This is a genomic window from Bacteroides sp. PHL 2737 (genome assembly GCF_004115325.2).
Taxonomy (GTDB): domain Bacteria; phylum Bacteroidota; class Bacteroidia; order Bacteroidales; family Bacteroidaceae; genus Bacteroides; species Bacteroides hominis.
In genome coordinates this window covers 3,698,684-3,722,409 of the sequence record NZ_CP040630.1, presented here as the reverse complement: position 1 = coordinate 3,722,409, position 23,726 = coordinate 3,698,684, and the positions used below count along the sequence as shown (strand labels likewise).

The following is a 23,726-nucleotide window of genomic DNA, read 5'->3' as shown; positions in this document are numbered from 1 at the left end:
GAATTATTCTTTCACTACATTCACAAACAAAGAGAAGTCGTCGAAATTTAATTCTGTGCCGCCTTTTACTTCGTCTGCCAAAGTAAGGGATGTACCCAAAACTTGGTTACAAATATAACCATTATATTCATTTACCGCATCATCTGTCTGCGGATTTTTAGATAATGTTATTTTTATTTTGTCTGTAATCTCGAAACCACTTGATTTACGGATATTTTGAATGCGGTTTACCAATTCACGTGCAATTCCTTCACGGCGAAGTTCTTCCGTTACAGTAACTTCCAGCGCAACAGTCAATTTCCCTTCATTGGCAACCAACCATCCCGGAATGTCCTCGCTGAAGATCTCTACATCTGCAGTTTCTATAATAGCTTCTGCCCCATCTAAATTAAGGGTATAACGGCCGTTCTTCTCGAGTTCGGCAATAGCTTCCTGTGACATTTCTGCTACAGCTGCTGCTACAGCTTTCATTTGCTTTCCGAATTTTGGTCCCAGTTTCTTGAAGTCACATTTAACCTTTTTCACCAGAACGCCGGCTGCACCATCAACGAATTTAATCTCCTTTACGTTGACTTCACTCATGATAAGTGCTTTTACAGCCTCGATATGGGCTTTTTGTGCTTCATCCACTATAGGAATCATGATACACTGCAACGGCTGACGAACTTTAATATTCACTTTACGACGCAATGCCAACACCATGGAAGTAACGTCTTGTGCCATCTGCATTTGTGCTTCGAGTTCCTTATCTACCATTTTTTCATTGTATTCCGGGAATTTCGCCAGATGGACAGAAACTACATTATCGCGTCCTGTTGCACTGATTAGGTCGCCATACAGACGGTCTGCATAGAAAGGAGCGATAGGTGCCATTAATTTGGCTACCGTTTCCAGGCATGTATACAAAGTCTGATATGCAGATAGTTTATCCTGAGTGAATCCACCACCCCAGAAACGCTTACGGTTCAGGCGGACGTACCAGTTAGACAGATTATCGTTTACGAAATCAGAAATTAAACGCCCTGCTTTAGTCGGTTCATATTCGTTATAACAGGTATCTACTTCCTTTATTAATGTGTTCAGTACAGAGAGAATCCATCGGTCAATTTCCGGACGATCGCTCATCGGAACATCAGCCTCTTTGTATTCAAACCCGTCTACATTAGCATACAAAGCAAAGAAAGAATAGGTATTGTATAAAGTACCAAAGAATTTACGACGAACTTCCTCGATGCCTTCTACATCAAACTTCAGGTTATCCCATGGAGAAGAATTGGTAATCATATACCAACGCAAGGGATCGGACCCATATTTCTCGATGGTAGAGAACGGATCAACTGCATTTCCTAAGCGTTTAGACATTTTATTGCCATTCTTGTCTAATACCAATCCGTTTGAAATGACTGCTTTGTATGAAACACTGTCAAATACCATGGTTGCAATGGCATGTAAAGTGAAGAACCATCCACGTGTCTGGTCCACACCTTCTGCAATGAAATCTGCCGGATATACCTGATGGCTATCCAATAACTCTTTATTTTCAAATGGATAATGGATCTGTGCATAAGGCATCGCACCCGAATCAAACCATACGTCAATCAGGTCTGTTTCGCGTTTCATAGGCTTACCATCTTTTGAAACAAGGATAATATCGTCTACATATGGGCGATGGAGATCTATCTTATTATAATTTTCTTCATTATATTCACCCGGTATGAAACCTTTATCTTTATAGGGGTTCGATTGCATATACCCTGCGGCAACCGATTTTTCGATTTCATTATATAACTCCTCAACCGACTCTATACATTTCTCGTCGCTGTTGTCTTCTGTTCGCCAAATAGGCAACGGAGTACCCCAGTAACGGGAACGGCTCAGATTCCAATCATTCAGGTTTTCCAGCCATTTGCCAAAACGTCCGGTTCCGGTAGATTCCGGTTTCCAGTTAATGGTTTTATTTAACTCTATCATGCGCTCTTTGCACGCAGTAGAACGAATAAACCAACTATCCAGCGGATAATAAAGCACCGGTTTGTCTGTACGCCAGCAGTGCGGGTAATTATGCACATGCTTTTCTATTTTGAAAGCCTGATTATTAACTTTCATCATCATACAGATACTTACATCCAATGATTCATCCTGATCGGATAGATTCGGATCATAAGCATTCTTCACGAAACGACCTGCATACTCTTTGTATAAATCTACGTTAACGCGCTGTTTTACAAAATCTTCATCCAACTCATCTAAAGTATAGAATTTACCGGTCAGATCTACCATCGGACGAAGTTCACCTTTTTTATTAACCAACTGTAATGGAGGCACACCGGCAGCTTTTGCCACTTGAGCATCATCCGCACCAAATGTCGGAGCGATGTGTACAATACCCGTACCGTCCTCTGTTGTTACATAATCGCCCAGTATTACACGGAAAGCACCTTCTCCCGGATTTACCCATGGAATTAATTGTTCATATTCCATGTCTACCAAATCGGTACCTTTATATTCAGCAATTACTTTGAAAGGAACCAACTTATCACCTGGTTTATAATCTTCCAGTTTCAGTTCGGCTGCTTTCGGGCTGAAATGTGCATTCAACAATGCCTTTGCCAATACTACCGTGATTGGCTGTCCTGTATATGCGTTATACGATTGAACTGCAACGTAGTCAATTTTAGGACCTACACAAAGTGCTGTATTCGAAGGTAGTGTCCATGGAGTAGTAGTCCATGCTATAAAATAAGGAGTACCCCACTCTGCCATTTCGGGTTTAGGGTTCTTCATCTTAAATTGTGCCACTACCGTTGTGTCTTTCACGTCACGATAGCATCCCGGCTGATTCAGCTCATGCGAACTTAATCCAGTCCCGGCTGCCGGAGAATATGGCTGGATAGTATATCCTTTATAAAGTAATCCTTTTTTATACAATTGTTTCAATAACCACCACAGTGTTTCGATGTAACGGTTGTCGTATGTGATGTACGGGTGCTTCATATCCACCCAATACCCCATTTGATGAGTCAGGTCTTCCCATTCTTTTGTGAATTTCATTACATCCTGACGGCAATGAGCATTGTATTCTGCTACAGAAATTGTTTTTCCAATATCCTCTTTGGTGATCCCTAAAGACTTTTCTACACCTAATTCTACAGGGAGCCCGTGTGTATCCCAACCTGCCTTACGTTTCACTTGATATCCTTTCATCGTTTTGTAACGACAGAAAATATCTTTTATAGAACGAGCCATTACATGGTGAATACCCGGCATACCGTTAGCTGATGGAGGCCCTTCGAAGAAAACAAACGAAGGACAGCCTTCACGTTCTGTCATACTCTTGGCGAAAACCTGGTTTTCGTCCCATTTTTTCAATACGTCCTTATTCACCTGCGAGAGGTCGAACTGCGAATATTCGGCAAATTTCTTGCTCATGGCTATATTTACAATTTTACTATTTTACAATTTAAGATCGGGATACCCTCCCTATTTTAAGGGTGCAAATGTACAAAAACATTCGTTTTCATACAAGAAAAGCCTTTTTAATTTCAGTCTGACAGGAAGGGCCACCTTGTGAAAAGAGTGTAAAAAGTAGTAAGGAGAGCAAAACAAAAAACTATATGCCTTGTTTATCAGGGAAATTTTAAAACCCTATATGTTATGAATTACGGTATTAGTATATTGTTCAGAGCAATTCCTTTGGCGATGGCTCTGTTTTGTTTCGGCTACGGAGCGTTTATCAGTGTATATGGAGATGATCCTAACCGATTGGTGGCAGGTCCTGTAGTCTTTTCATTAGGTATGATTTGTATTGCATTGTTTGCAACGGCTGCTACTATTATCCGGCAAATCATACATACTTATGGGCGCGGTTCTTTGTACGCACTGCCTATTATCGGTTATCTCGCTGCTGCCGTTACTATTATTGGTGGAATCTGTATGTTTACCGGATCTGCCTCTGCCTCTTCCTTTGTGGCTGGGCATGTGGTTGCCGGAGTAGGACTGATAACTACTTGTGTAGCAACCGCTGCAACATCTTCTACCCGTTTTTCACTGATTCCTGCCAACTCAAAAATGATTGGTAATGGTATTCCTAAAGGAGCGTTTACTAAAGGTCAAGAACTTGTATTAAAAACAATAGCTATTATTGTATCGTTGATTGCTTGGATATGGGCTTTTGTTTTATTGGCCAAAAGCGATGTACATCCTGCTTATTTTGTAGCAGGGCATGTGATGGCAGGTCTGGCTTGTATTTGCACAAGTCTGATTGCTTTGGTCGCTACTATTGCCCGTCAAATCAGAAATGTATATACGGATAAAGAGCGTAAACAATGGCCGAAACTCGTATTATTGATGGGAACTATTTCCCTCCTTTGGGGGCTGTTTGTTATTTTTGCCGATTCAAGCAGTACAAATGGGGTTATCGGATATATTATGATTGGGCTTGGCCTTGTTTGTTACAGTATTTCCAGTAAAGTAATTCTACTGGCAAAAATCTGGGGACGAGAATTTGCTTTGGCCAACCGCATCCCTCTGATTCCGGTATTGACAGCATTAGCTTGCCTGTTTCTGGCCTCTTTCGCCTTCGAATTAGGTACAACACGCGATGATTATTTTATCCCTGCACGCGTATTAGCCGGTTTAGGGGCCATTTGCTTCACCCTCTTTTCAATTGTCAGTATTCTTGAGAGTGGAACATCTTCAAAATAAATGCAATAGGACAATACTAAAAAGAAAGCGGAGTTCACAATTCCGCTTTCTTTTTAGAGAGTTCATTTATTCATAGAATTTATTAAGTGAGACATAATATTCTAATCGGGAATTGGGTAATGTGAATGACATATAATTGCCAAAATATACATTTGGACAGCCGGTTTCACCAAGAATTTTTCCTGCATGAGATTTTTTAATAGCAGATGCAAATGTCGACGCTCCGGAATAAGTGGTTTCATTTACCAATACTGTAACTGTTCCTTTATAAATATCTGCTTTATTCCGGTTTCCCGCTACAGAAGAATCTTGAATAGCAAATAAAGATCCGTCAGGTAAATTTTTGATCTCTTCATAGGTTTCCGGATGTTTTTGCTTATTATACAGTTTTGAGTATGAACTGATTTTTAAATCAGTTTTAGTATATAATGTATAAGCATCATGCGATAAGTATGATAGAAGCATGTCAACTCCGGCACTTGACCCTCCTTTGTTATTCCTGATATCTATAACCAAATTGGGTACATGCTCTCTGTTAATCACCGAAAAGACAGAGTCACAAAATTGTTTTAGTTGTGGTAATTGATATAAGTTCATTATTTGCAGAGTAGCAGTCTGTTTATCGGGGCTTAGAGTATAACTAAATTGCGGCAGGCTTTTTCCAAGTTTTGCTTTTAAAACAGGGAGGGCATCTATTTGTCCGATGCCATTCAATGATTCTTTCCAGATCTTATTTCCCCTTTTAATTGTAAAATCATATTTGTCACCCCAATTATATTTATACCATAGCAAAGTAGAAAGATAAAGGGTCAATTGATTTTCCTTAATAGCGTTTCCTTTTTCAGCTCCCAGTAAAAGATACAATTGGCTTAATATAGTTTGACTATTTATATTATTCATACATGTTATTTCATCATTTTCCTGCATCGAACAGGATATTAAGGGGAAATCAACTACTATCTTATCGTCTACTATTTTTAAGCGTAAAGGCAGAGTCAGTCCTCCATGATTCAAATAGTCTATTCTGTCTGGAGTAGCAGGAATTGCGAAATTAGTATGACCATCTTTTACAGATGCAACAAATGGAGAGACTATAAAGTAGAAATCGGAAACGTTTCGTTCTTTATTCAACAAGCGATATATTGAATCATGCTTTTCTTCGAATTCTTTTTGCGTTTGATACATAAATAAATCCGGATGTACTTGACATAATAAGCTATATAAGGTGTCAAAATCTTCTTTTTGCTGGCGGGAGGTTAGTACTTGAGCATTTATTGGGATGCTGAGATTACATAAAATAATTATCATCAGAATTAAAGATGGAGTTTTCATGTTTTGCCGTTTTAAGATTAGACATTTAATGATTAAGCTATTTTGTGAATGCTAATATAGATAATCTCCTGGAAAGCTACTTTATTCTAAGTACTAATTTATATTTTCTTTTGTATTCCGGTCATCCCCAACCAATATTATAAATAGCAATGTTCCTTTTTAATTTAAATCTACTTCAAAATTGTATTTAATACAAATTAATAGCCTTTTATACGTTTATTGGCATATTTTTACTTACTTTGCACCATATAAAGGCACAACTATGCACAAAAAACTATTAGTAACTGCATATTTTGTAATAGCGGCATTATTGCAAACTATGACAGGCAATTTCCCCTTATCTTTTTTTGCATTCCCTCTGAATGTAATTGTAGCAGTTATATGGGTCTATTTATTATGGCGTCTCTATAAAGAAGGGAATAAGTTGCCGTTAACCCGTTTTCTGCTGTCTTCCCGGACAAGTATTTTATCAATCTTATTATTAGTAGGTGGCAGCTTGGTTATCGGGTTGTTTCCCCAATTATCGGAAGCAGAAGCTGCATCCATATCAGGAGTCCCAGCCTCATTGGGATGCTATAACTTTATGACTTCCTGGATATTCATTGCCATTCTTTTTCTATTATTGAGTAATCTGGCAATGGTGGTTATCCATGCTTTCTATCATCGTGTTCCGGCGAAGAAGCGTTTTCTCCTGAACCATTTGGGATTATGGCTCGCTTTATTTGCCGGATTCTTCGGTAGCAGCGATGTGCAGACATTACGGATTCCGCTTTATGCCGGACAACCGGGACGCGAAGCCTATAGTATGGATGGGAAAGCCTATTATCTGGATTATGAATTGGAACTCTACTCTTTCAATACAGAGTATTATCCGAACGGGATGCCTTCGCGTTTTGCGGCAGATGTACGTATTGGAGAGCAGAGAACTACGCTTGAAGTAAATCATCCTCACAGTTACCGTTTGGGAGAAGATATTTATCTGACCGGATATGATACACGTAATGTGGGAAATACCCGATATTGCATTCTTCAGATTGTACGTCAACCCTGGAAATATGTAATGGTGACTGGTATTTTAATGATGTTAGCAGGAGCTGTTCTGCTATTTATTGATGGTCCTAAAAAAGCTAAATCATGATAACCTGGGATAACTTCTATCTGTTTGCAACTGTCTCCATCTGCCTTTGGCTTACGGGTGCCATATCGGCACTTCGTTCATCGGGACAAAGTAAAATAGCTGTTGTACTGACTGTAGCAGGAATTACTTGTCTGGGGATATTCATTGCCGGGCTATGGATATCTCTGCAACGCCCTCCTCTTCGCACTATGGGTGAAACCCGTTTGTGGTATTCCTTTTTTATGGGGATTGCCGGGCTGTTGACGTATATTCGCTGGAAATATCGATGGATACTTTCTTTCTCTACTCTGCTGTCCACTGTTTTTGTTATCATCAATTTGCTGAAGCCCGAGATACATGACCAATCACTTATGCCGGCTTTGCAAAGTGTCTGGTTTATTCCCCATGTCACAGTTTATATGTTCTCCTACTCTGTATTGGGATGTGCTTTCATTATTGCTATTTGCGGGCTTGTACACCACAAAGAAGAATATTTGGTGACAGCAGATAATCTGGTCTATTCTGGTGTGGCTTTTTTATCGATCGGCATGCTTCTTGGATCTTTATGGGCAAAGGAGGCCTGGGGAAATTATTGGAGTTGGGATCCCAAAGAGACCTGGGCAGTGGTTACCTGGATGGGATACCTATTATATATGCACCTGCGCTTACGGGGCAGGTTTCGTAAAAAGATGCTGTATGTCATACTTATTTTCTCCTTTTTGGCTTTGCAGATGTGTTGGTATGGAGTAAATTATTTGCCTTCGGCTCAACAAAGTGTACATTTATATAATCGTAATAATTAACTAAAAGAATCCACAATGAAGAAAAGTACAAAATTTATCATCGCATTACTGGTGACGGTCGGAGCTTTGGCTATCACTTACCGCGTTGTAAATCAGGCTCCGTCAAAAGAGCTTGCCGCTGACGCTCAGATGCAAGAGATCATTACTTCCGGTGGCTGCCTGCAATGCCATTCGGGTAGTCCGGATCTTCCTTTTTATGCAAACTGGCCTGTTGCCGGCGGAATGGTTCAGAAGGACGTGGAACAAGGTTATCGCGCTTTTGACATGACCGAAATGGCCGAAGCCTTAAAAGTCGGTAAACCTGTAGGAAAAGTGGCTTTGGCCAAAGTAGAGAAAGTGATCATGGACGGAACAATGCCCAAACATGCTTACTATATGGTACACTGGGGAGCCAGTGTGACAGATGCTAAAAAGGAAATGGCTATGGCGTGGGCAAAACAACACCGTCTGGCACATTATGCTAACGGGCTGGCTTCAGCCGAATTCGCTAACGAGCCGGTGCGTCCCATCGCTGATTCCATTCCGGTAGATATGCGTAAAGTGATTTTGGGAGATATGCTTTATCACGATACTCGCCTTTCGGCCGACAACACCGTTTCATGTGCATCATGCCATGGATTGAATACGGGAGGGGTAGACAATAAGCAATATTCAGAAGGTGTAGGTGGACAGTTCGGAGGTGTGAATGCTCCGACGGTATACAATGCTGCCTACAATTTCGTGCAGTTCTGGGACGGACGTGCCGGAACACTTGCCGAGCAGGCTGCCGGTCCTCCGTTGAATCCGGTCGAGATGGCTTGCCAGTCTTTTGACGAAATCATTGCAAAACTCGAACAGGACGCTAATTTCACCAAAGCCTTTTTAGCTGTATATCCCGACGGATATTCGGAAAAGAATATCACTGACGCTATCGAAGAGTTCGAAAAGACATTGCTCACTCCCAATTCTCGTTTCGACCTTTATCTGAAAGGTGAAAAGACTGCTATTAACGATATGGAACTTGCCGGATACGAATTGTTTAAGAAATACGATTGCGCTACTTGCCATGTAGGTGAAACTTTGGGTGGTCAGTCTTACGAGTTAATGGGTGTGAAGAGAGATTATTTTGCAGATCGTGGCATTGAATTGACAGAAGAAGATAACGGACGCTTCAAACAGACCCAAAATGATCGTGATAAACATCGTTTCAAAGTTCCCGGTTTAAGAAACATTGCCCTGACAGCTCCTTACTTTCATGACGGTAGCATGAAAACAATGAAGGAGGCTGTGGATTATATGGCCAAATATCAGGTAGACAAGAATCTGCCGGAAGATGAACTGAATAAAATAGTAGCTTTCCTGGAAACACTGACCGGAGAGTATAAAGGTAAACCACTGACCAATGATAATCAGAGCAAGGCATTGTAATGTCTGCCGGATAAAAACAAGAAAAGGATACTCTGCAAAGAGTATCCTTTTTAGTTTTATGCTATAAATGGATTAGTTACGAGGCAGGGCTTCTTTAACAACCATCTGACGGCCTTCGTATTCAGCACCGTTCAACTCAGCGATAACATTTTTGGCTTCGTCGTCGTTCGGCATTTCAACGAATGCGAATCCTTTAGATTTGCGAGTCTCGCGGTCGGTGATCAGTTTTACTGAATCAACTGTTCCGTACTCTTCCATTACTTGTCTCAAATCTGCTTCCTTAACACGATAGCTAAGGTTTCCAATGTACATGTTCATAAAATAAAAAAAATAAAAATTGATAAATAAATTTAGAAACAACAGAAGTTTGAGATTAGATCCGGATTCGACTGATTCAGTAGAAAATAGAGTAAAATAAAACGATCAATTGTTTTCGGCAGCAAAGAACGCCATAATATTTGGATTATCAACTATAAAAGGGCATTTATTTTTCAATAAACGCCCTTTTTTCTTACAGATGTGTCTCTATTAATGTTTACTCAGATAGCTGGCCACTCCGTCTTCGGTTGCTTTCATGGCATCTTTACCTTTCGACCAATTGGCCGGACAAACCTCGCCATACTCTTCAAAATGTTGCAAGGCATCCACCATACGCAGTACTTCGTCTACGTTACGTCCCAATGGTAAGTCGTTGATGACACAATGTCTCACTACACCTTCTTTGTCAATCAGGAACAGACCGCGGAAAGCCACCGGTGCCCCTTCGCATACCCAATTGCCATTTTCATCGGGAGCATAGCTTCCGGCCAGTACTCCGTAACTTTCAGAGATTGATTTAGAAAAGTCGGACACAATAGGATACTTCACGCCTTGGATACCTCCCTCGCTCTTGGGCATCTGCAACCAGGAGAAATGAGAATATTCAGAGTCGACCGAGCAACCTACCACAGCTACGTTCCGTTTTTCAAACTCGTCGAGCTTTTCCTGAAATGCGTGCAGTTCGGTGGGGCATACAAAAGTAAAATCCATCGGATAGAAGAAGAATACTACATACTTTTTCCCTTTATACTGATCCAACGAGAAGTCCTGAACGATTTCATGCCCATTGATTACGGCCGTGGCATCAAATTTCGGCGCTTGTTTTCCAATTAATGATCTCATAATTTTCTTGTTTTAGAAGTTATTAAACGATTCATTTCGGAAACAAAGCTATCAGAATCTTTGTTTGCTACCAAAGTTTAACGATTTATAATATCTATCGGATAATAGACAAAATCTATTGCGGCTTCTTAAATCTCACTTCATATACATCGTTCCGGCGATCTTTCAGGTTACGTACACTGCCATAAGTATGCAACTCGTTCAGCAAATCGAGATCTACGTCCGAAACCAGGATCATTTCCGTATTTGGAGTGGCTTCGGCGCGCTTTCCGTCCGTCGGGAAGGCAAAGTCGCAAGGTGTAAATACCCCAGACTGGGCATACTGAATGTCCATGTTATGTACACGGGGAAGATTGCCTACGCTGCCGGCTATTACAACAAAACATTCGTTCTCAATGGCACGTGCCTGTGCACAGACCCGTACACGTGAATAAGCATTTTGAGTATCGGTGAGGAACGGCACAAACAGAATCTGCATTCCCTGGTCGGCCATCAGCCGGGAAAGTTCGGGAAACTCTACATCATAACAAATCAATATGCCGATCTTGGCACAGTCTGTTTCGAATGTTTTCAACTGTTTGCCCCCGCTCAGTCCCCAGCTCTTTATCTCGTCCGGAGTGACATGAAGCTTTTCATACATTTCGTAAGTTCCGTCACGCCGGCAGAGGAAACCGGCGTTGTACAACAGTCCGTCCTCTTTTATTAGCGGCATGCTGCCCGTAATGATATTGATATTGTAGCTGATTGCCAGATTGATAAAGCGGTCACGGATTTCCTCGGTATATTGGGCCAGTCCGCGGATAGCTTGTGATTCGCCTTTATCATTGTACTTTGACATCAGTGGCGCATTAAAGTATTCGGGGAAAAGCACAAAGTCGCTTTTATAGTCGGATACGGCATCAACGAAAAATTCTACTTGTTCGAAAAGGTCGTCCAAAGTTTTGTAACTGCGCATCTGCCATTGCACCAATCCTACGCGAACCGTCGTTTTGGGAGCGAGGTATTCCTGTGTAGGGGGCTGATAGTAAATGTTGTCCCATTGCAACAGGCAAGCATAATGTTTGGATTCTTCATCATTCGGCAGATAATTGGTCATCACCTTCCGAACGTGGAAATCATTGGAAAGTTGAAAAGTGAGCACCGGGTCGTAGATTTCCCGCTGGCGTACGCGGTCAATATACTCTTTGGGACGCATCTTGTCAGCATATTTATGGTAATTCGGAATACGTCCGCCAAACATGATCGCTTTCAGGTTAAGCGTTTCGCAAAGTTCTTTGCGATATTCGTACATGCGCCGTGCCAACCGTAATCCGCGATATTCGGGATGAATAAAGACCTCGATGCCATATAGGATATTTCCTTGGGCTGTGTGGGTATTGAAAGTCTCCTTCCCTGTGACTTGGGCATAAGTGTGGTCGTTCTTCACTTTATCATAATCTACAATGATAGAGAGTGCACAGCCAACGATCTTCTCGTCGACTACGGTTACAATCTGCCCTTCGGGGAAAATCTTGATTAGTTTCTCAATCTGTCCGTGTGTCCAGAAGACATCACTTCCGTCCGAATATACACGTGTAAACGATTGGGATAATTGAGCGTAATCTTCAATCTGGAGGTTACGGATCTGTACCTTATTAATTTTATGAGGATAATCCATAGTAACTTGTATTAAAAAAACGTTGCAAAGGTAAGCTTTATCTTTATAACCGGACAGCTTTCATATAATTTTATACCTTTGCACTTCATAACAACTATCAAGAGTATGCGTAAATTTATTATTTCTTTCTGCTGCTATGTTTTCTTTATTTTTACTTTGGCAGCGCAGGACAAGGCTCCGCACTACACCGTAATTGTTTCGTTGGATGCCTTCCGCTGGGATTATCCGGAGATGTATGATACCCCTAACCTGAACCAGATGGCCCGCGAAGGGGTTAAGGCAACGATGCTCCCCTCCTATCCGGCATCTACTTTCCCCAACCATTATACATTGGCTACGGGGCTGGTACCTGACCGTAACGGTATTATCAACAACACTTTCTGGGATGTAAAACGGCATCGGCAATACTCCATGGGAGATCCTGCCACACGAAACAATCCCGACTATTATCTGGGTGAACCGATTTGGATAACAGCCCAGAAGCAAGGTGTAAAAACAGGAAACATCTATTGGGTAGGTTCGGATATTGCCATTAAAGGTTGCTACCCCACTTATTACCGGGAATATGCAGAAAAGCCCCGTCTTACTTTTGAGCAACGGGTAGATTCGACCATCGCTCTGCTGAGAAAGCCGGAAGCGGAACGTCCCCGTTTTGTTATGCTTTACTTTGAGGAGCCGGATGGAGTGACGCATCATCATGGTCCTTACAGCGCGGAAGCTGCCGCTATCGTACATCGTATGGATAGTCTGATAGGAATGTTGCGACAGGGAATCGCTGCTCTCCCCTTCGGAAAAGATGTCAACCTGATTGTTACTGCCGATCATGGGATGACGGAAATCAGTGACGACCGGGTGGTAGATATGAATAAATATCTGCGTCCGGAATGGTGCGAAGCGGTAGACGGGCGGACACCGACTTCTATCTTTACCAAGCCGGAATATCGTGACTCGGTATACAATGCTTTAAAGAATGTAGCCCACATCCATGTTTGGAAAAAAGAAGAGATTCCTGCTGAGCTGAATTACGGAAGCAGTGACCGTGTTGGAGATATTGTAGTGGCTCCCGAATTGGGATGGCAATTTACCGATGTGCCGCGTGCGCTGAAAGGTGCTCATGGTTATTTTCCGCAAAGTCCGGATATGCAAGTAATGTTTCGTGCCTGCGGTCCCGATTTTAAGGAAGGATATGAATCGAAAGGTTTTGTCAATGTAGATATTTATCCGTTACTGGCGTATTTGATGAAGATCACTCCGGAGAAAACGGACGGACAGTTTGAAAGGATAAAAGACATTCTGAAAGATCTGTCTTTTTGATAATCTACTGCGTGTAGAATAGCATATTTCTGTCCAACGGCAAGGCGGACAAAAAAAACGCCCGGAATTTGAATCAGTCTATTTAAGAATGCAAGCCTATTGCGCGTATTTATTACAATATGCGCAGCAGGCTTGTGTTATTTTAATCTTTATGATCGGAGTCGGCTCTAAACAGTGATCTTTTTTCTATTTTTCGCTTGTTGATCTTTTGCGCTCAAATAGAGAAAAAAGGTCTGCGTTCTTACCATTTTATAATATCATTATACCATATGGGGCAAATGTAGTAATCATCCGGACGGGATGGTTACGGCATAATGAGCAAATGCAGTAACCATTTTCTCTCTTTGCTTACTGTAATTTGTCCGAAAGCCTATTGTTCTACCCCTCTCACGTTACTTCTGAGAGGGGTAGGACTATAGGCTTCGTGTTATTACGCTTCCGGTTCGCCGGATTCATAAAAAGTGCATGTCAGCAAAGATAAGTATATGCTACATTCGGTCAGTATTCAGACCATTCTGCTTTCAAAGTGGAATGGGGCAAGAATCCTCTCCCATCAATGTTTTTTCCAAAGTTTACTCATATCTTCCAATGTCTTTCCTTTGGTTTCGGGCACCCAACGCCATACAAACAGTGCGGCAATCACACAAATGACCCCATAAAGGCTGTAAGCAAACATCGGACTGAAATCATAGAGGGCAGGGAAGGTGGACGAAACAATGTAATTGAATATCCATTGAAATGCTACGGCAATGGCTACGGCTTTGCCACGGATGGTGTTGGGGAAGATTTCGGATATCAGTACCCAGCAAATAGGTCCCCACGACATCATGAAAAAGGCTGCGTATACAATTACCGACAGCACGGGAAGTATCCCCTTGACGCCCATGCTGTCGCACAAGGCAACAGCGAATGCCCCGGCCGCCATACCGATGGACCCGATGATGAGTAAGGGCTTACGACCGAAACGGTCGACGGTAAAGATGGCTACCAGTGTGAAGATAATGTTGACAATCCCCATAATGACGGTTTGCATCATTCCTCCCCCTTCGGCGCCGGCATTTTCGAATATTCGAGGTGCGTAATAAAGCACGGCATTGATGCCGATGGCCTGCTGGAAGACGGAAAGCAGAATACCGATGACAATCACTGTTGCGCCATAAGTGAACAGCTTTTCTGCCTTTTCCTGCGAAGTAGCCTTTATATCCGCCAAGATTTCTTGTGCCTTGGCGGCTCCGTTCACTTTCTTTAGAATGGAATATGCTTTCTGATCCTGATCGATCATCACCAGATAGCGGGGAGTTTTGGGTACAAAGAAGAGCAGCATGCCGAAGAAGGCAGCCGGAAAAGCTTCGGAACCAAACATGTATCGCCATCCTTCGGTTACGGTCCACATATCCGATTCGCTGCTGACGGAAAGTGTACCGGCGGCATCTTTCAGGATGATCGGATTTTGGTGGTCACCCAAAATCAAGAAGTTTACAAAGTAGACTACCAGCATGCCGAAAATAATGGCAAACTGATTGCAGGACACCAGTGTACCCCGGATATTGGATGGTGCTATTTCGGCAATATACATCGGACAGACGGCAGATGCCAGCCCCACACCGATACCACCTACGATGCGGTAAAGGTTAAAGGCTATAAGCAGGTTCATATCAGCTTTTCCATATTCAAAGAACAGGAACTCGGGGTAATATGACCCCAGTGCCGAAAGGAAAAAGAGAACGGCAGCCAGTCGCAGCGAGTTGCGGCGACCCAACCGTGAAGCAAAGATGCCGGACAATGCACCACCCAGTACGCAACCAATCAGTGCACTTGAAGAGGTGATGCCGTGCATCACTTTGTCGTATTGAAAATCTGTGGCTGTGAGGAAGAAGGCTTCGAGCCCTTTCTCAGCTCCCGAAATCACAGCGGTGTCATAGCCGAACAACAGTCCACCCAGGATGGCTACCGATGTAATGGAATACAGGTAGAGCTTGCTACCTTCGTTGGTATGATTCATGGCATTAGCTTTTTTGAATTACGGTTTGCAGACGGAAACTGTCTGCAAACCGCATTGTACGGACTTATAGTGAGTATATGTTAACGAGCGCTTCATACAACTCCTGTTTACCACTGGTTTGTTTCGGCTCACCATTGGATTTTGCATAAGCAACAAGTTCATCCAGAGATATTTTACCTTCTTCAAACTCTTTCCCTTTACCTGTATCGAACGAGGCATAGCGTTCGGACAGCATCTTCCGGTAAGGAGATTCATTGAGCAGATTGGCTGCGCTTTCCAAAGCACGTGCCATCGCGTCCATTCCGGCAATGTGGGCAATGAAAATATCCTCCGGATCGGTAGAGTTCCGGCGGGTCTTGGCGTCGAAGTTTGTTCCGCCGTTGCCCAATCCGTCATTACGGATAATCTGCATCATGGCTTGTGTCAGTTCGAAGTTATCAATCGGGAACTGGTCGGTATCCCATCCATTCTGATAGTCGCCGCGGTTTGCATCGATAGATCCTAACATACCGTTATCTACAGCCACTGCCAGTTCGTGTTCAAATGTATGTCCCGCAAGGGTGGCATGGTTCACTTCAATGTTCACTTTGAAGTCGCGTTCCAGCCCGTGAGCTTTCAGGAAACCGATGACAGTTTCGGTGTCGACATCATACTGGTGCTTGGTCGGCTCCATGGGTTTCGGCTCAATCAGGAAGGTGCCTTTGAAACCTTGTGCGCGGCCATAGTCACGGGCAATGGTGAGCATTTGTGCCAGATGTTCTTTTTCTCGTTTCTGGTCAGTATTCAGCAGCGACATATATCCTTCGCGTCCGCCCCAAAAGACATAGTTTGTCCCCCCCAATTCTATAGTGGCGTCAATCGCATTCTTAATCTGAACGGCAGCACGGGCCACAACATCGAAATCGGGATTGGTAGCCGCACCGTTCATGTAACGGGCATGGCTGAATACATTGGCTGTTCCCCACAATAGTTTGATACCGGTTTCGGCCTGCTTCTGCTTTGCGTAGGCAACCATCTCTTTCAGGTTGGCTTCATAGGCCTCGATGGTATCAGCTTCTGCAACCAAGTCTACGTCGTGGAAACAATAATATCCAATACCCATCTTCTGCATAAACTCAAAACCTGCATCCATCTTGTTCTTGGCTGCCTGTAAGGGATCAGGGTCACCGTTCCATGAAAATTGTTTGGTTCCGCCTCCAAACTGGTCACCGCCCTCGGCACAAAGTGTATGCCACCACGCCATTGCAAACTTCAGCCAGTCTTTCATCTTGCGGCCGTTAATCACTTTCTCGGCATCGTAATAACGAAATGCCATCGGGTTCTTACTATCTTTACCTTCGAACTTAATTTTCCCTATACCCGGGAAGTACTCTTTTGTTGCCATATTATTTAAAGTTTTAGGAGCTTCGCCCGCTCCTTCTTCATTTGGAGAAGGCACAGGAGACAGCTTTGATGATTCATTTTTTTATCTTATGATTATTCGTTTTTTTTATTCATCTGCATAGATCGGGCCAGGCATTGTTTCCAACGTCCATATGCATCGGCATATTCCTGTTGCCGGGCCGGATCGGGTTCAACGACTTCCAGCTTGTCGAGTGACGCGAAAGCCTCTTGATGGTTTTTGTAGATGCCTGCTCCCATCCCGGCACCCTTGGCTGCGCCGACAGCACCATCTGTGTTATAAAGTTCGATGGTAGCTCCCGTCGTGCCGGCCAATGTCTCACGAAAAATGGGGCTGAGAAACATATTGGCATGTCCGGCATGGATCTTTTCGACAGGGATACCCATTCCTTCCATAATATCGATACCATATTTAAAGGAAAAGACGATGCCTTCCTGTGCCGCACGGATCAAATGCGCCTTGTCATGCATGTTGAAGTCAATTCCGTGAAAACTGCAACCGGTCGTCCGGTTGTTCAGCATGCGTTCCGCTCCGTTACCAAAAGGCAGAATGCTGATGCCTGCACTGCCAACCGGAACCTGTGAAGCAAGGCGGTTCATCTCTGTATATGAGATGCCTTCCGGAGCGACATTGCGTTTTATCCACGAATTTAGAATCCCTGTTCCGTTGATGCAAAGCAATACACCCAGACGTGGATTCGCGGCAGTATGATTGACATGCGCAAAGGTGTTGACACGCGACTGCGGATCATAGCTGATTTCCCCGTTTACTCCGTATACGACTCCCGACGTTCCGGCAGTGGAAGCTATTTCACCCGGATTAAATACATTCAAGGAAAGAGCGTTGTTGGGCTGGTCGCCAGCACGGTAAGTGATCGGTGTACCTTCCTGCAATCCAAGTTCCCGGGCAGCACTCCCGGTTAATAGTCCCTGTTCGGCGAAAGTTGGCCGGATGTCGGCTATCAGAGAAGAATCGAACCCATAATATTGCATTAGGAAATCTGCCGTACGGTCATTCCGGAAATCCCAAAGCATACCTTCGGAAAGCCCTTCGACTGTCGTACAGATTTCTCCGCTCAGTTTCATGGTAATATAATCACCCGGCAACATAATTTTATCAATCTGTGCGTAAATGTGCGGCTCGTTTTCCTTTATCCATGCCAGTTTAGAAGCGGTAAAATTGCCGGGAGAATTGAGCAAGTGCGCAAGGCAAAACTCCTCTCCGATTGTTTCGAACGCCTTTTGTCCATAGGGGACCGCACGCGAATCGCACCAGATTATAGCCGGGCGCAGCACGCGCTGCTGTCTGTCTACACATACCAGGCCGTGCATCTGATAAGAGATGCCGATGGCCTTGATGTCTCCGGCAGCTATCCCCGATTCTGAAAGGACGGACTGTGTGGAGAGTTTCAGATTCTCCCACCAGTCTTCCGGTTCCTGTTCTGCCCATCCGGAGCGTACGGCAATAATGCCTGCCTCCGTTTTCGGAAAGAATGCGGAAGCGACGCATTTGCCTGTCCCGGCATCTACCAAGCTCGCTTTGACAGACGAGCTGCCTATGTCATACCCTAATAAAAACATGATCTTGTTTATTAATTAATTTGTGATTTAAAATAAAATCTCCATAAGACTTACCGTCTTACCTTATTATATATCTTTTTGTCGAATTTATAATAGCGGGCTGCCCGGTGGGCCACTCCGGTTTGTTTTTCTTCCAATGGTACGACGTACTCCATCAAGGCTATCTTTTTATGGAAGTTGCGTACATCCACTGCTTTGTCGTATACCAGTTCGAACAAGATCCGAAGTTGGGAAGCGGTAAACTTGCGCGGCAGCAGATCAAACAGCATTGAAGGATTGAACTCCACAAATTGCCGGATATAAATCAGCGCCTCTCTGATAATCAGATTATGGTCAAAAGCCAACGTCTTTATATCTTTCAGTGCCACCCAACAGGCCTGGAACTCATCCAGGTTTTTGTCCAACGCCCGGTCTATCTTTACCATCGATAGATAAGCTATGGTGACAATGCGCTCTACTTTCGATTGCATTGCCCGTTCCAACCAACGCACATCTTTAGGATTGCTCGTCCGGTTTTTAGAACCAAATGCTTTAAATTGCATCAGGTTGACGCTCCGGATACCTGTCAGTTCGAATAAAACACGTTGTGCTGCTTCGTCCAGGTCTTCATCCATGTAGATCAGGCTCCCGGGAAGCTTCATATCATGGTAAACTTCTCCGTTTTCCTCTCCTACCCGCTTAATCAACAGGACTTTGAGTTGCTCTCCGTCAAAACCAATCACTACACAGTCTACTGAGATATGATTGTTTGCCAATGGGGTTTGTTTCGGTATGTCATGCATAATATTTAGTCTTTGAACATTGCAAATATAGAGATATTCTCATCTGGTAAGCAATTAAATTATATGCTATAAAGCATTGTTTTTCATATATATACATATCGTATGTTTTACACTAAGGAGTATTCATCTTATTGTATATACAACAATATGTATTTCTACCTTCCAGGAAAGACAGTAATTGTAGAAAGTACAAAAAGACGGGGATACTTTATAATCAGCTCTTTCGATTGATGGCAGACCATTGGTTTTACGGCGGACTTATTGTATTTTATAAGGTGTGTCATTTTGTATCTTCTTTGTTTTTATCCTATCTTTGTTGTAGAATTATTAAAAAAAACTAAAATGAAACGTTATCCGGTTGTTCTTTCTATTGCCGGTTCCGATTGTTCGGGAGGGGCGGGTATACAGGCAGATATTAAAACGATTTCTGCTCTGGGCGCATACGCGGCATCGGTGATTACCGCAGTCACCGTACAAGATACAAGGGGAGTGAAGGCTGTACACACGGTTCCCGCTGGGATTGTGCAGGGACAGATTGAAGCGGTAATGGACGACTTATGTCCAGATACTCTGAAAATAGGTATGGTAAGTGAACCGCTCCTCGTAAAAGTGATTGCGGATTGCTTACGAAAATACCCTCACCGCCCGGTGGTTTATGACCCCGTTATGGTGTCTACCAGTGGGCGGAAATTAATGACTGACGATGCAATACAGTTGATTAAAGAAGAACTTATCCCGCAAACAACCTTGATAACTCCCAATCTGGATGAAACGGAAGTGCTGACGGGAATGAAAATAGCCACAGTGGAAGAGATGATAGATGCGGCCCGGACGCTCTCCACGATGTATCATACTGCGGTATTGGTGAAAGGAGGACACTTGCAGGGAAACGAAATGCAGGATGTATTGTTTGCGGGCGGAAACACCTATATATATAAGGAGAGAAAAATAGAAAGCCGGAATTTACATGGTACCGGATGTACTCTCTCTTCTTCAATCGCCACCTATCTGGCATCAGGACTTCCAATGGATCAGGCAGTAGGTAAAGCTAAAACATATGTCAGCAGGGCCATTGATGCCGGAAAAGAAATAATTGTCGGTCATGGCAACGGCCCGTTGTGTCATTTCTGGGGACCGGAAAAAGCCAGTATATGGGAAGATAAAGAAGAGGAATAAACCGAAAAACACTTCTCTATTGCACAATTTTGTCAATTCTGTGCTATCATATTGCAAAAATATATAACTTTGCACCCGCAAATTAAATTAAAAAACAAAAATATGAAAGCATTTGTATTCCCCGGTCAAGGCGCCCAGTTCGTAGGTATGGGCAAAGACCTGTATGAAACTTCAGCTTTAGCAAAAGAATTGTTTGAAAAAGCAAATGATATCCTGGGATATCGCATTACAGATATTATGTTCAACGGTACTGATGAAGACCTCCGCCAGACCAAGGTTACCCAACCTGCTGTATTCCTTCATTCTGTTATCTCTGCGCTTTGCATGGGGGAAGATTTCAAACCGGAAATGACTGCCGGACACTCATTGGGTGAGTTTTCTGCATTGGTTGCTGCCGGTGCTCTTTCTTTTGAGGACGGTTTGAAACTGGTTTATGCACGTGCCATGGCAATGCAGAAGGCTTGTGAAGCTACTCCTTCTACAATGGCTGCCATTATCGCTCTGCCTGATGAGAAAGTAGAAGAAATCTGTGCGGCTGTTGCCGCCGAAGGCGAAGTTTGTGTACCGGCTAACTACAACTGTCCGGGACAGATTGTAATTTCCGGATCTGTACCGGGAATCGAGAAAGCTTGCGAACTGATGAAGGCAGCCGGAGCAAAACGTGCACTTCCGCTGAAGGTAGGTGGAGCGTTCCACTCTCCTCTGATGGATCCTGCCAAAGTAGAACTGGAAGCTGCTATCAACGCAACCGAAGTCCACACTCCGAAATGTCCGGTTTACCAGAATGTGGATGCTCTGCCTCATACAGATCCGCAAGAAATCAAAAAGAACCTGGTTGCTCAATTGACAGCTTCTGTACGCTGGACTCAAACCGTAAAGAATATGGTTGCCGACGGTGCTACCGACTTCACAGAATGTGGACCGGGCGCCGTATTACAAGGGCTGATCAAGAAGATCGACTCTACAGTATCTGCTCACGGAATTGCATAAAAGTCTTTTTGAAGACTTTTTCTAAATACAACACCGAAACTCTTTCTATAGGGTTTCGGTGTTACTTTTTTAAAATAACATATCCGATATCTTGATTTTACAATCTTTCTTCTGGTTTTAAGGAGATATCCAGTTGCCTTTATATCCATTTTGCACATGTGAATCCGATGGGTGGACATATCTGGCGTGTCCTGAGTACTTTGCAACCTTTTTGCCTATGCTTTTGTTATAATTAGAAACAAACCTATTTGTCCAATGAAAGTACACGAATATCAGGCAAAAGAGATTTTCTCCTCTTACGGAATACCTGTCGAAAAACATGCTTTGTGCCATACTGCAGACGGCGCTGTAGCCGCTTACCACCGTATGGGTGTAAACCGGGTCGCAATTAAGGCACAAGTATTGACCGGGGGCCGTGGAAAAGCCGGTGGGGTAAAACTTGCCGATAACGACAGAGATGTCTATCAATATGCTCAAACGATTTTGGGGATGACCATTAAAGGATATCCCGTAACCAAAGTCCTTCTTAGTGAAGCCATCAATATCGCCGCAGAATATTATATCAGTTTTACGATAGATCGTAATACACGTTCTGTTGTACTGATCATGAGTGCAGCCGGTGGCATGGACATTGAGGAAGTGGCTCGTCAATATCCCGAGAAAATAATGCGTTACAACATTGATCCTCTGGTCGGGATTCCCGATTATCTGGCACGTAAATTTGCTTTCTCTCTATTCGAACAAGCCGAGCAGGCCAATCGGATGACAACCATTATTCAAAACCTTTACAAAGCATTTATTGAAAAGGATGCCTCACTGGCTGAGATTAATCCATTGGTACTTACCCCTACGGGTACATTACTGGCAATTGATGCGAAAATGGTGTTTGATGATAACGCACTTTACCGTCATTCGGATTTGCAGAAACTATCAGAACCTACAGAAGATGAAAAGCTTGAAGCTATTGCCAAAGAGAGGGGATTCAGTTATGTCCGTATGGATGGCGAAATTGGCTGTATGGTTAACGGAGCCGGTTTAGCTATGGCAACCATGGATATGATTAAACTTTATGGAGGTAATCCGGCAAATTTTCTTGATATTGGCGGTAGCTCGAATCCTATCAAAGTAATAGAAGCAATGAAATTATTGCTGGATGATAAAAAGGTAAAGGTTGTCTTTATCAATATTTTCGGTGGCATCACCCGAGGTGATGACGTGGCTATCGGACTATTGCAGGCATTTGACCAGATACATACGGATATCCCTATTATTGTACGACTGACGGGCACGAACGAACGTATGGGACGTGAATTATTGAGTAAAAATAGTCGTTTTCAGGTAGCACAAACAATGGAAGAAGCTACTCGGATGGCTGTAGAATCATTAAAAAAAGAATCGATATGAGCATACTTATTGATAAATCCACCCGACTCCTGGTACAGGGAATTACAGGCAGGGACGGACTCTTTCATGCAAAAAAGATGGCTGAATATGGAACTAATGTAGTGGGTGGCACATCGCCCGGAAAAGGAGGCACAATGGTAGATGATAACTTTCCGGTATTCAATACCATGTATGAAGCTGTCCGCCGCACACAGGCCAATACATCTATTATTTTTGTACCGGCCCGTTTTGCTGCTGATGCTATTATGGAGGCTGCCGATGCAGGTATCCGATTGATTATTTGCATTACAGAAGGAATTCCGACACTGGACGTGATAAAAGCCTATCGGTTTACTGAACAGAAAGGAGCAAAACTGATTGGACCAAACTGTCCGGGGCTTATCTCTCCGGGGAAAAGTCTGGTAGGTATTCTTCCCGGACAGGTATTCAGTCCGGGCAATATAGGAGTGATAAGCCGAAGCGGAACACTGACTTACGAAATCGTGTCACATCTCACAGCCAAAGGTATGGGGCAATCCACCGCTATCGGCATGGGGGGAGATCCTGTTGTCGGACTTTATTTCCGTGAATTATTGGCAATGTTACAGAATGATCCTCAAACAGATGCTATTGTTATGATTGGTGAGATCGGAGGAAATGCAGAAGAACTGGCCGCAGCATATATTTGTGAACATGTAACTAAACCTGTAGTAGCATTTATTGCAGGGCAATCTGCCCCGCCGGGCAAGCAGATGGGACATGCCGGAGCCATTATATCCGGAAGTTCCGGTTCTGCTGCCGAAAAAATTTCAGCATTGGAGATTGCAGGAATCAGGGTCGCCGGCGAACCTTCGGAAATACCGGACCTGTTAAAGGGGCGTTTTTGAACAAATCATTTTAATTCATCAAACTTATA

General features: G+C 43.3%; 18 protein-coding genes. 9 read left to right on the top strand and 9 right to left on the bottom strand.

What is annotated here, in order from left to right:
- Positions 1-3: 3 nt before the first annotated feature.
- On the bottom strand, positions 4-3,429 hold the full coding sequence (gene ileS / locus DBK98_RS15225; protein ID WP_005806064.1) for an isoleucine--tRNA ligase: 3,426 nt from the start codon (positions 3,427-3,429) through the stop codon (positions 4-6).
- A gap of 225 nt (positions 3,430-3,654) precedes the next feature.
- Between ileS and DBK98_RS15220 the strand changes: the two genes are divergently transcribed.
- Positions 3,655-4,704, top strand: coding sequence for a DUF2776 domain-containing protein (locus tag DBK98_RS15220; RefSeq protein WP_005806062.1), 1,050 nt, complete (start codon positions 3,655-3,657; stop codon positions 4,702-4,704).
- Between the two features lie 66 nt (positions 4,705-4,770).
- On the opposite strand, the gene DBK98_RS15215 is transcribed toward DBK98_RS15220, so the two are convergent.
- Positions 4,771-6,036, bottom strand: a complete 1,266-nt coding sequence (locus tag DBK98_RS15215; RefSeq protein ID WP_005806060.1) for a S41 family peptidase — start codon at positions 6,034-6,036, stop codon at positions 4,771-4,773.
- A 262-nt stretch (positions 6,037-6,298) separates the two neighbouring features.
- Here DBK98_RS15215 and DBK98_RS15210 point away from each other — a divergent pair, with 262 nt between their 5' ends.
- The 3 genes from DBK98_RS15210 to DBK98_RS15200 are packed head-to-tail and all read left to right on the top strand — an operon-like array spanning position 6,299 to position 9,363.
- Positions 6,299-7,174, top strand: a complete 876-nt coding sequence (locus tag DBK98_RS15210) for a cytochrome c biogenesis protein ResB (protein WP_032537127.1) — start codon at positions 6,299-6,301, stop codon at positions 7,172-7,174.
- Positions 7,171-7,956: a cytochrome c biogenesis protein CcsA gene (gene ccsA, locus DBK98_RS15205; protein WP_005806056.1), complete on the top strand. Its 786-nt coding sequence runs from the start codon at positions 7,171-7,173 to the stop codon at positions 7,954-7,956. The genes DBK98_RS15210 and ccsA overlap by 4 nt, the downstream gene beginning before the upstream one ends.
- Positions 7,957-7,971: 15 nt before the next feature.
- Positions 7,972-9,363 (top strand): cytochrome-c peroxidase, encoded by a 1,392-nt coding sequence (locus tag DBK98_RS15200; RefSeq protein ID WP_005777723.1) that lies wholly within the window; start codon positions 7,972-7,974, stop codon positions 9,361-9,363.
- 72 nt (positions 9,364-9,435) lie between these two features.
- Here DBK98_RS15200 and DBK98_RS15195 read toward each other — a convergent pair whose 3' ends face one another.
- From DBK98_RS15195 to DBK98_RS15185, 3 genes are all read right to left on the bottom strand, one after another.
- Positions 9,436-9,681, bottom strand: coding sequence for an RNA-binding protein (locus DBK98_RS15195; RefSeq protein WP_005777722.1), 246 nt, complete (start codon positions 9,679-9,681; stop codon positions 9,436-9,438).
- 210 nt (positions 9,682-9,891) lie between these two features.
- The gene (locus DBK98_RS15190) at positions 9,892-10,524 is read right to left on the bottom strand and encodes a peroxiredoxin (protein ID WP_005777720.1); all 633 of its coding nucleotides are present in this window, start codon (positions 10,522-10,524) and stop codon (positions 9,892-9,894) included.
- A 115-nt stretch (positions 10,525-10,639) separates the two neighbouring features.
- Complete coding sequence (locus DBK98_RS15185) at positions 10,640-12,181, bottom strand: carbon-nitrogen hydrolase family protein (RefSeq protein WP_005777718.1); 1,542 nt, start codon at positions 12,179-12,181, stop codon at positions 10,640-10,642.
- 105 nt (positions 12,182-12,286) lie between these two features.
- Between DBK98_RS15185 and DBK98_RS15180 the strand changes: the two genes are divergently transcribed.
- Complete coding sequence (locus tag DBK98_RS15180; RefSeq protein ID WP_032537128.1) at positions 12,287-13,495, top strand: nucleotide pyrophosphatase/phosphodiesterase family protein; 1,209 nt, start codon at positions 12,287-12,289, stop codon at positions 13,493-13,495.
- 553 nt (positions 13,496-14,048) lie between these two features.
- On the opposite strand, the gene xylE is transcribed toward DBK98_RS15180, so the two are convergent.
- The 4 genes from xylE to DBK98_RS15160 form a co-directional block, all read right to left on the bottom strand.
- Positions 14,049-15,497 carry a D-xylose transporter XylE gene (gene xylE / locus DBK98_RS15175; RefSeq protein ID WP_022012729.1) on the bottom strand — a complete coding sequence of 483 codons (1,449 nt, stop codon included), beginning with the start codon at positions 15,495-15,497 and terminating at the stop codon, positions 14,049-14,051.
- A 64-nt stretch (positions 15,498-15,561) separates the two neighbouring features.
- Positions 15,562-16,881 (bottom strand): xylose isomerase, encoded by a 1,320-nt coding sequence (gene xylA, locus DBK98_RS15170; RefSeq protein ID WP_005806049.1) that lies wholly within the window; start codon positions 16,879-16,881, stop codon positions 15,562-15,564.
- Between the two features lie 92 nt (positions 16,882-16,973).
- Complete coding sequence (locus DBK98_RS15165) at positions 16,974-18,479, bottom strand: xylulokinase (protein ID WP_032537129.1); 1,506 nt, start codon at positions 18,477-18,479, stop codon at positions 16,974-16,976.
- 50 nt (positions 18,480-18,529) lie between these two features.
- Positions 18,530-19,261: an NUDIX domain-containing protein gene (locus tag DBK98_RS15160; protein ID WP_005806044.1), complete on the bottom strand. Its 732-nt coding sequence runs from the start codon at positions 19,259-19,261 to the stop codon at positions 18,530-18,532.
- A gap of 342 nt (positions 19,262-19,603) precedes the next feature.
- On the opposite strand from DBK98_RS15160, the gene thiD reads away from it, so the two are divergent.
- From thiD to sucD, 4 genes are all read left to right on the top strand, one after another.
- Positions 19,604-20,437, top strand: coding sequence for a bifunctional hydroxymethylpyrimidine kinase/phosphomethylpyrimidine kinase (gene thiD / locus DBK98_RS15155; protein WP_022012732.1), 834 nt, complete (start codon positions 19,604-19,606; stop codon positions 20,435-20,437).
- 102 nt (positions 20,438-20,539) lie between these two features.
- The gene (gene fabD, locus DBK98_RS15150) at positions 20,540-21,427 is read left to right on the top strand and encodes an ACP S-malonyltransferase (RefSeq protein ID WP_022012733.1); all 888 of its coding nucleotides are present in this window, start codon (positions 20,540-20,542) and stop codon (positions 21,425-21,427) included.
- A 255-nt stretch (positions 21,428-21,682) separates the two neighbouring features.
- Positions 21,683-22,831, top strand: coding sequence for an ADP-forming succinate--CoA ligase subunit beta (gene sucC / locus DBK98_RS15145; RefSeq protein WP_005820221.1), 1,149 nt, complete (start codon positions 21,683-21,685; stop codon positions 22,829-22,831).
- On the top strand, positions 22,828-23,697 hold the full coding sequence (gene sucD, locus DBK98_RS15140) for a succinate--CoA ligase subunit alpha (protein WP_032537130.1): 870 nt from the start codon (positions 22,828-22,830) through the stop codon (positions 23,695-23,697). Before sucC ends, sucD begins: the two co-directional genes overlap by 4 nt.
- The last annotated feature ends 29 nt before the right edge of the window (positions 23,698-23,726 follow it).

What these genes read in the sequence shown, in the direction of transcription:
- DBK98_RS15185 (WP_005777718.1), bottom strand. Translation starts at nt 12,181, where the DNA reads ATGGATTATCCTCATAAAATTAATAAGGTACAGATCCGTAACCTCCAG.
- sucC (WP_005820221.1), top strand. Translation starts at nt 21,683, where the DNA reads ATGAAAGTACACGAATATCAGGCAAAAGAGATTTTCTCCTCTTACGGA.
- xylE (WP_022012729.1), bottom strand. Translation starts at nt 15,497, where the DNA reads ATGAATCATACCAACGAAGGTAGCAAGCTCTACCTGTATTCCATTACA.
- DBK98_RS15160 (WP_005806044.1), bottom strand. Translation starts at nt 19,261, where the DNA reads ATGCATGACATACCGAAACAAACCCCATTGGCAAACAATCATATCTCA.
- DBK98_RS15200 (WP_005777723.1), top strand. Translation starts at nt 7,972, where the DNA reads ATGAAGAAAAGTACAAAATTTATCATCGCATTACTGGTGACGGTCGGA.
- DBK98_RS15220 (WP_005806062.1), top strand. Translation starts at nt 3,655, where the DNA reads ATGAATTACGGTATTAGTATATTGTTCAGAGCAATTCCTTTGGCGATG.
- ileS (WP_005806064.1), bottom strand. Translation starts at nt 3,429, where the DNA reads ATGAGCAAGAAATTTGCCGAATATTCGCAGTTCGACCTCTCGCAGGTG.
- ccsA (WP_005806056.1), top strand. Translation starts at nt 7,171, where the DNA reads ATGATAACCTGGGATAACTTCTATCTGTTTGCAACTGTCTCCATCTGC.
- DBK98_RS15210 (WP_032537127.1), top strand. Translation starts at nt 6,299, where the DNA reads ATGCACAAAAAACTATTAGTAACTGCATATTTTGTAATAGCGGCATTA.
- DBK98_RS15215 (WP_005806060.1), bottom strand. Translation starts at nt 6,036, where the DNA reads ATGAAAACTCCATCTTTAATTCTGATGATAATTATTTTATGTAATCTC.
- DBK98_RS15180 (WP_032537128.1), top strand. Translation starts at nt 12,287, where the DNA reads ATGCGTAAATTTATTATTTCTTTCTGCTGCTATGTTTTCTTTATTTTT.
- DBK98_RS15165 (WP_032537129.1), bottom strand. Translation starts at nt 18,479, where the DNA reads ATGTTTTTATTAGGGTATGACATAGGCAGCTCGTCTGTCAAAGCGAGC.
- xylA (WP_005806049.1), bottom strand. Translation starts at nt 16,881, where the DNA reads ATGGCAACAAAAGAGTACTTCCCGGGTATAGGGAAAATTAAGTTCGAA.
- DBK98_RS15190 (WP_005777720.1), bottom strand. Translation starts at nt 10,524, where the DNA reads ATGAGATCATTAATTGGAAAACAAGCGCCGAAATTTGATGCCACGGCC.
- thiD (WP_022012732.1), top strand. Translation starts at nt 19,604, where the DNA reads ATGAAACGTTATCCGGTTGTTCTTTCTATTGCCGGTTCCGATTGTTCG.
- fabD (WP_022012733.1), top strand. Translation starts at nt 20,540, where the DNA reads ATGAAAGCATTTGTATTCCCCGGTCAAGGCGCCCAGTTCGTAGGTATG.
- DBK98_RS15195 (WP_005777722.1), bottom strand. Translation starts at nt 9,681, where the DNA reads ATGAACATGTACATTGGAAACCTTAGCTATCGTGTTAAGGAAGCAGAT.
- sucD (WP_032537130.1), top strand. Translation starts at nt 22,828, where the DNA reads ATGAGCATACTTATTGATAAATCCACCCGACTCCTGGTACAGGGAATT.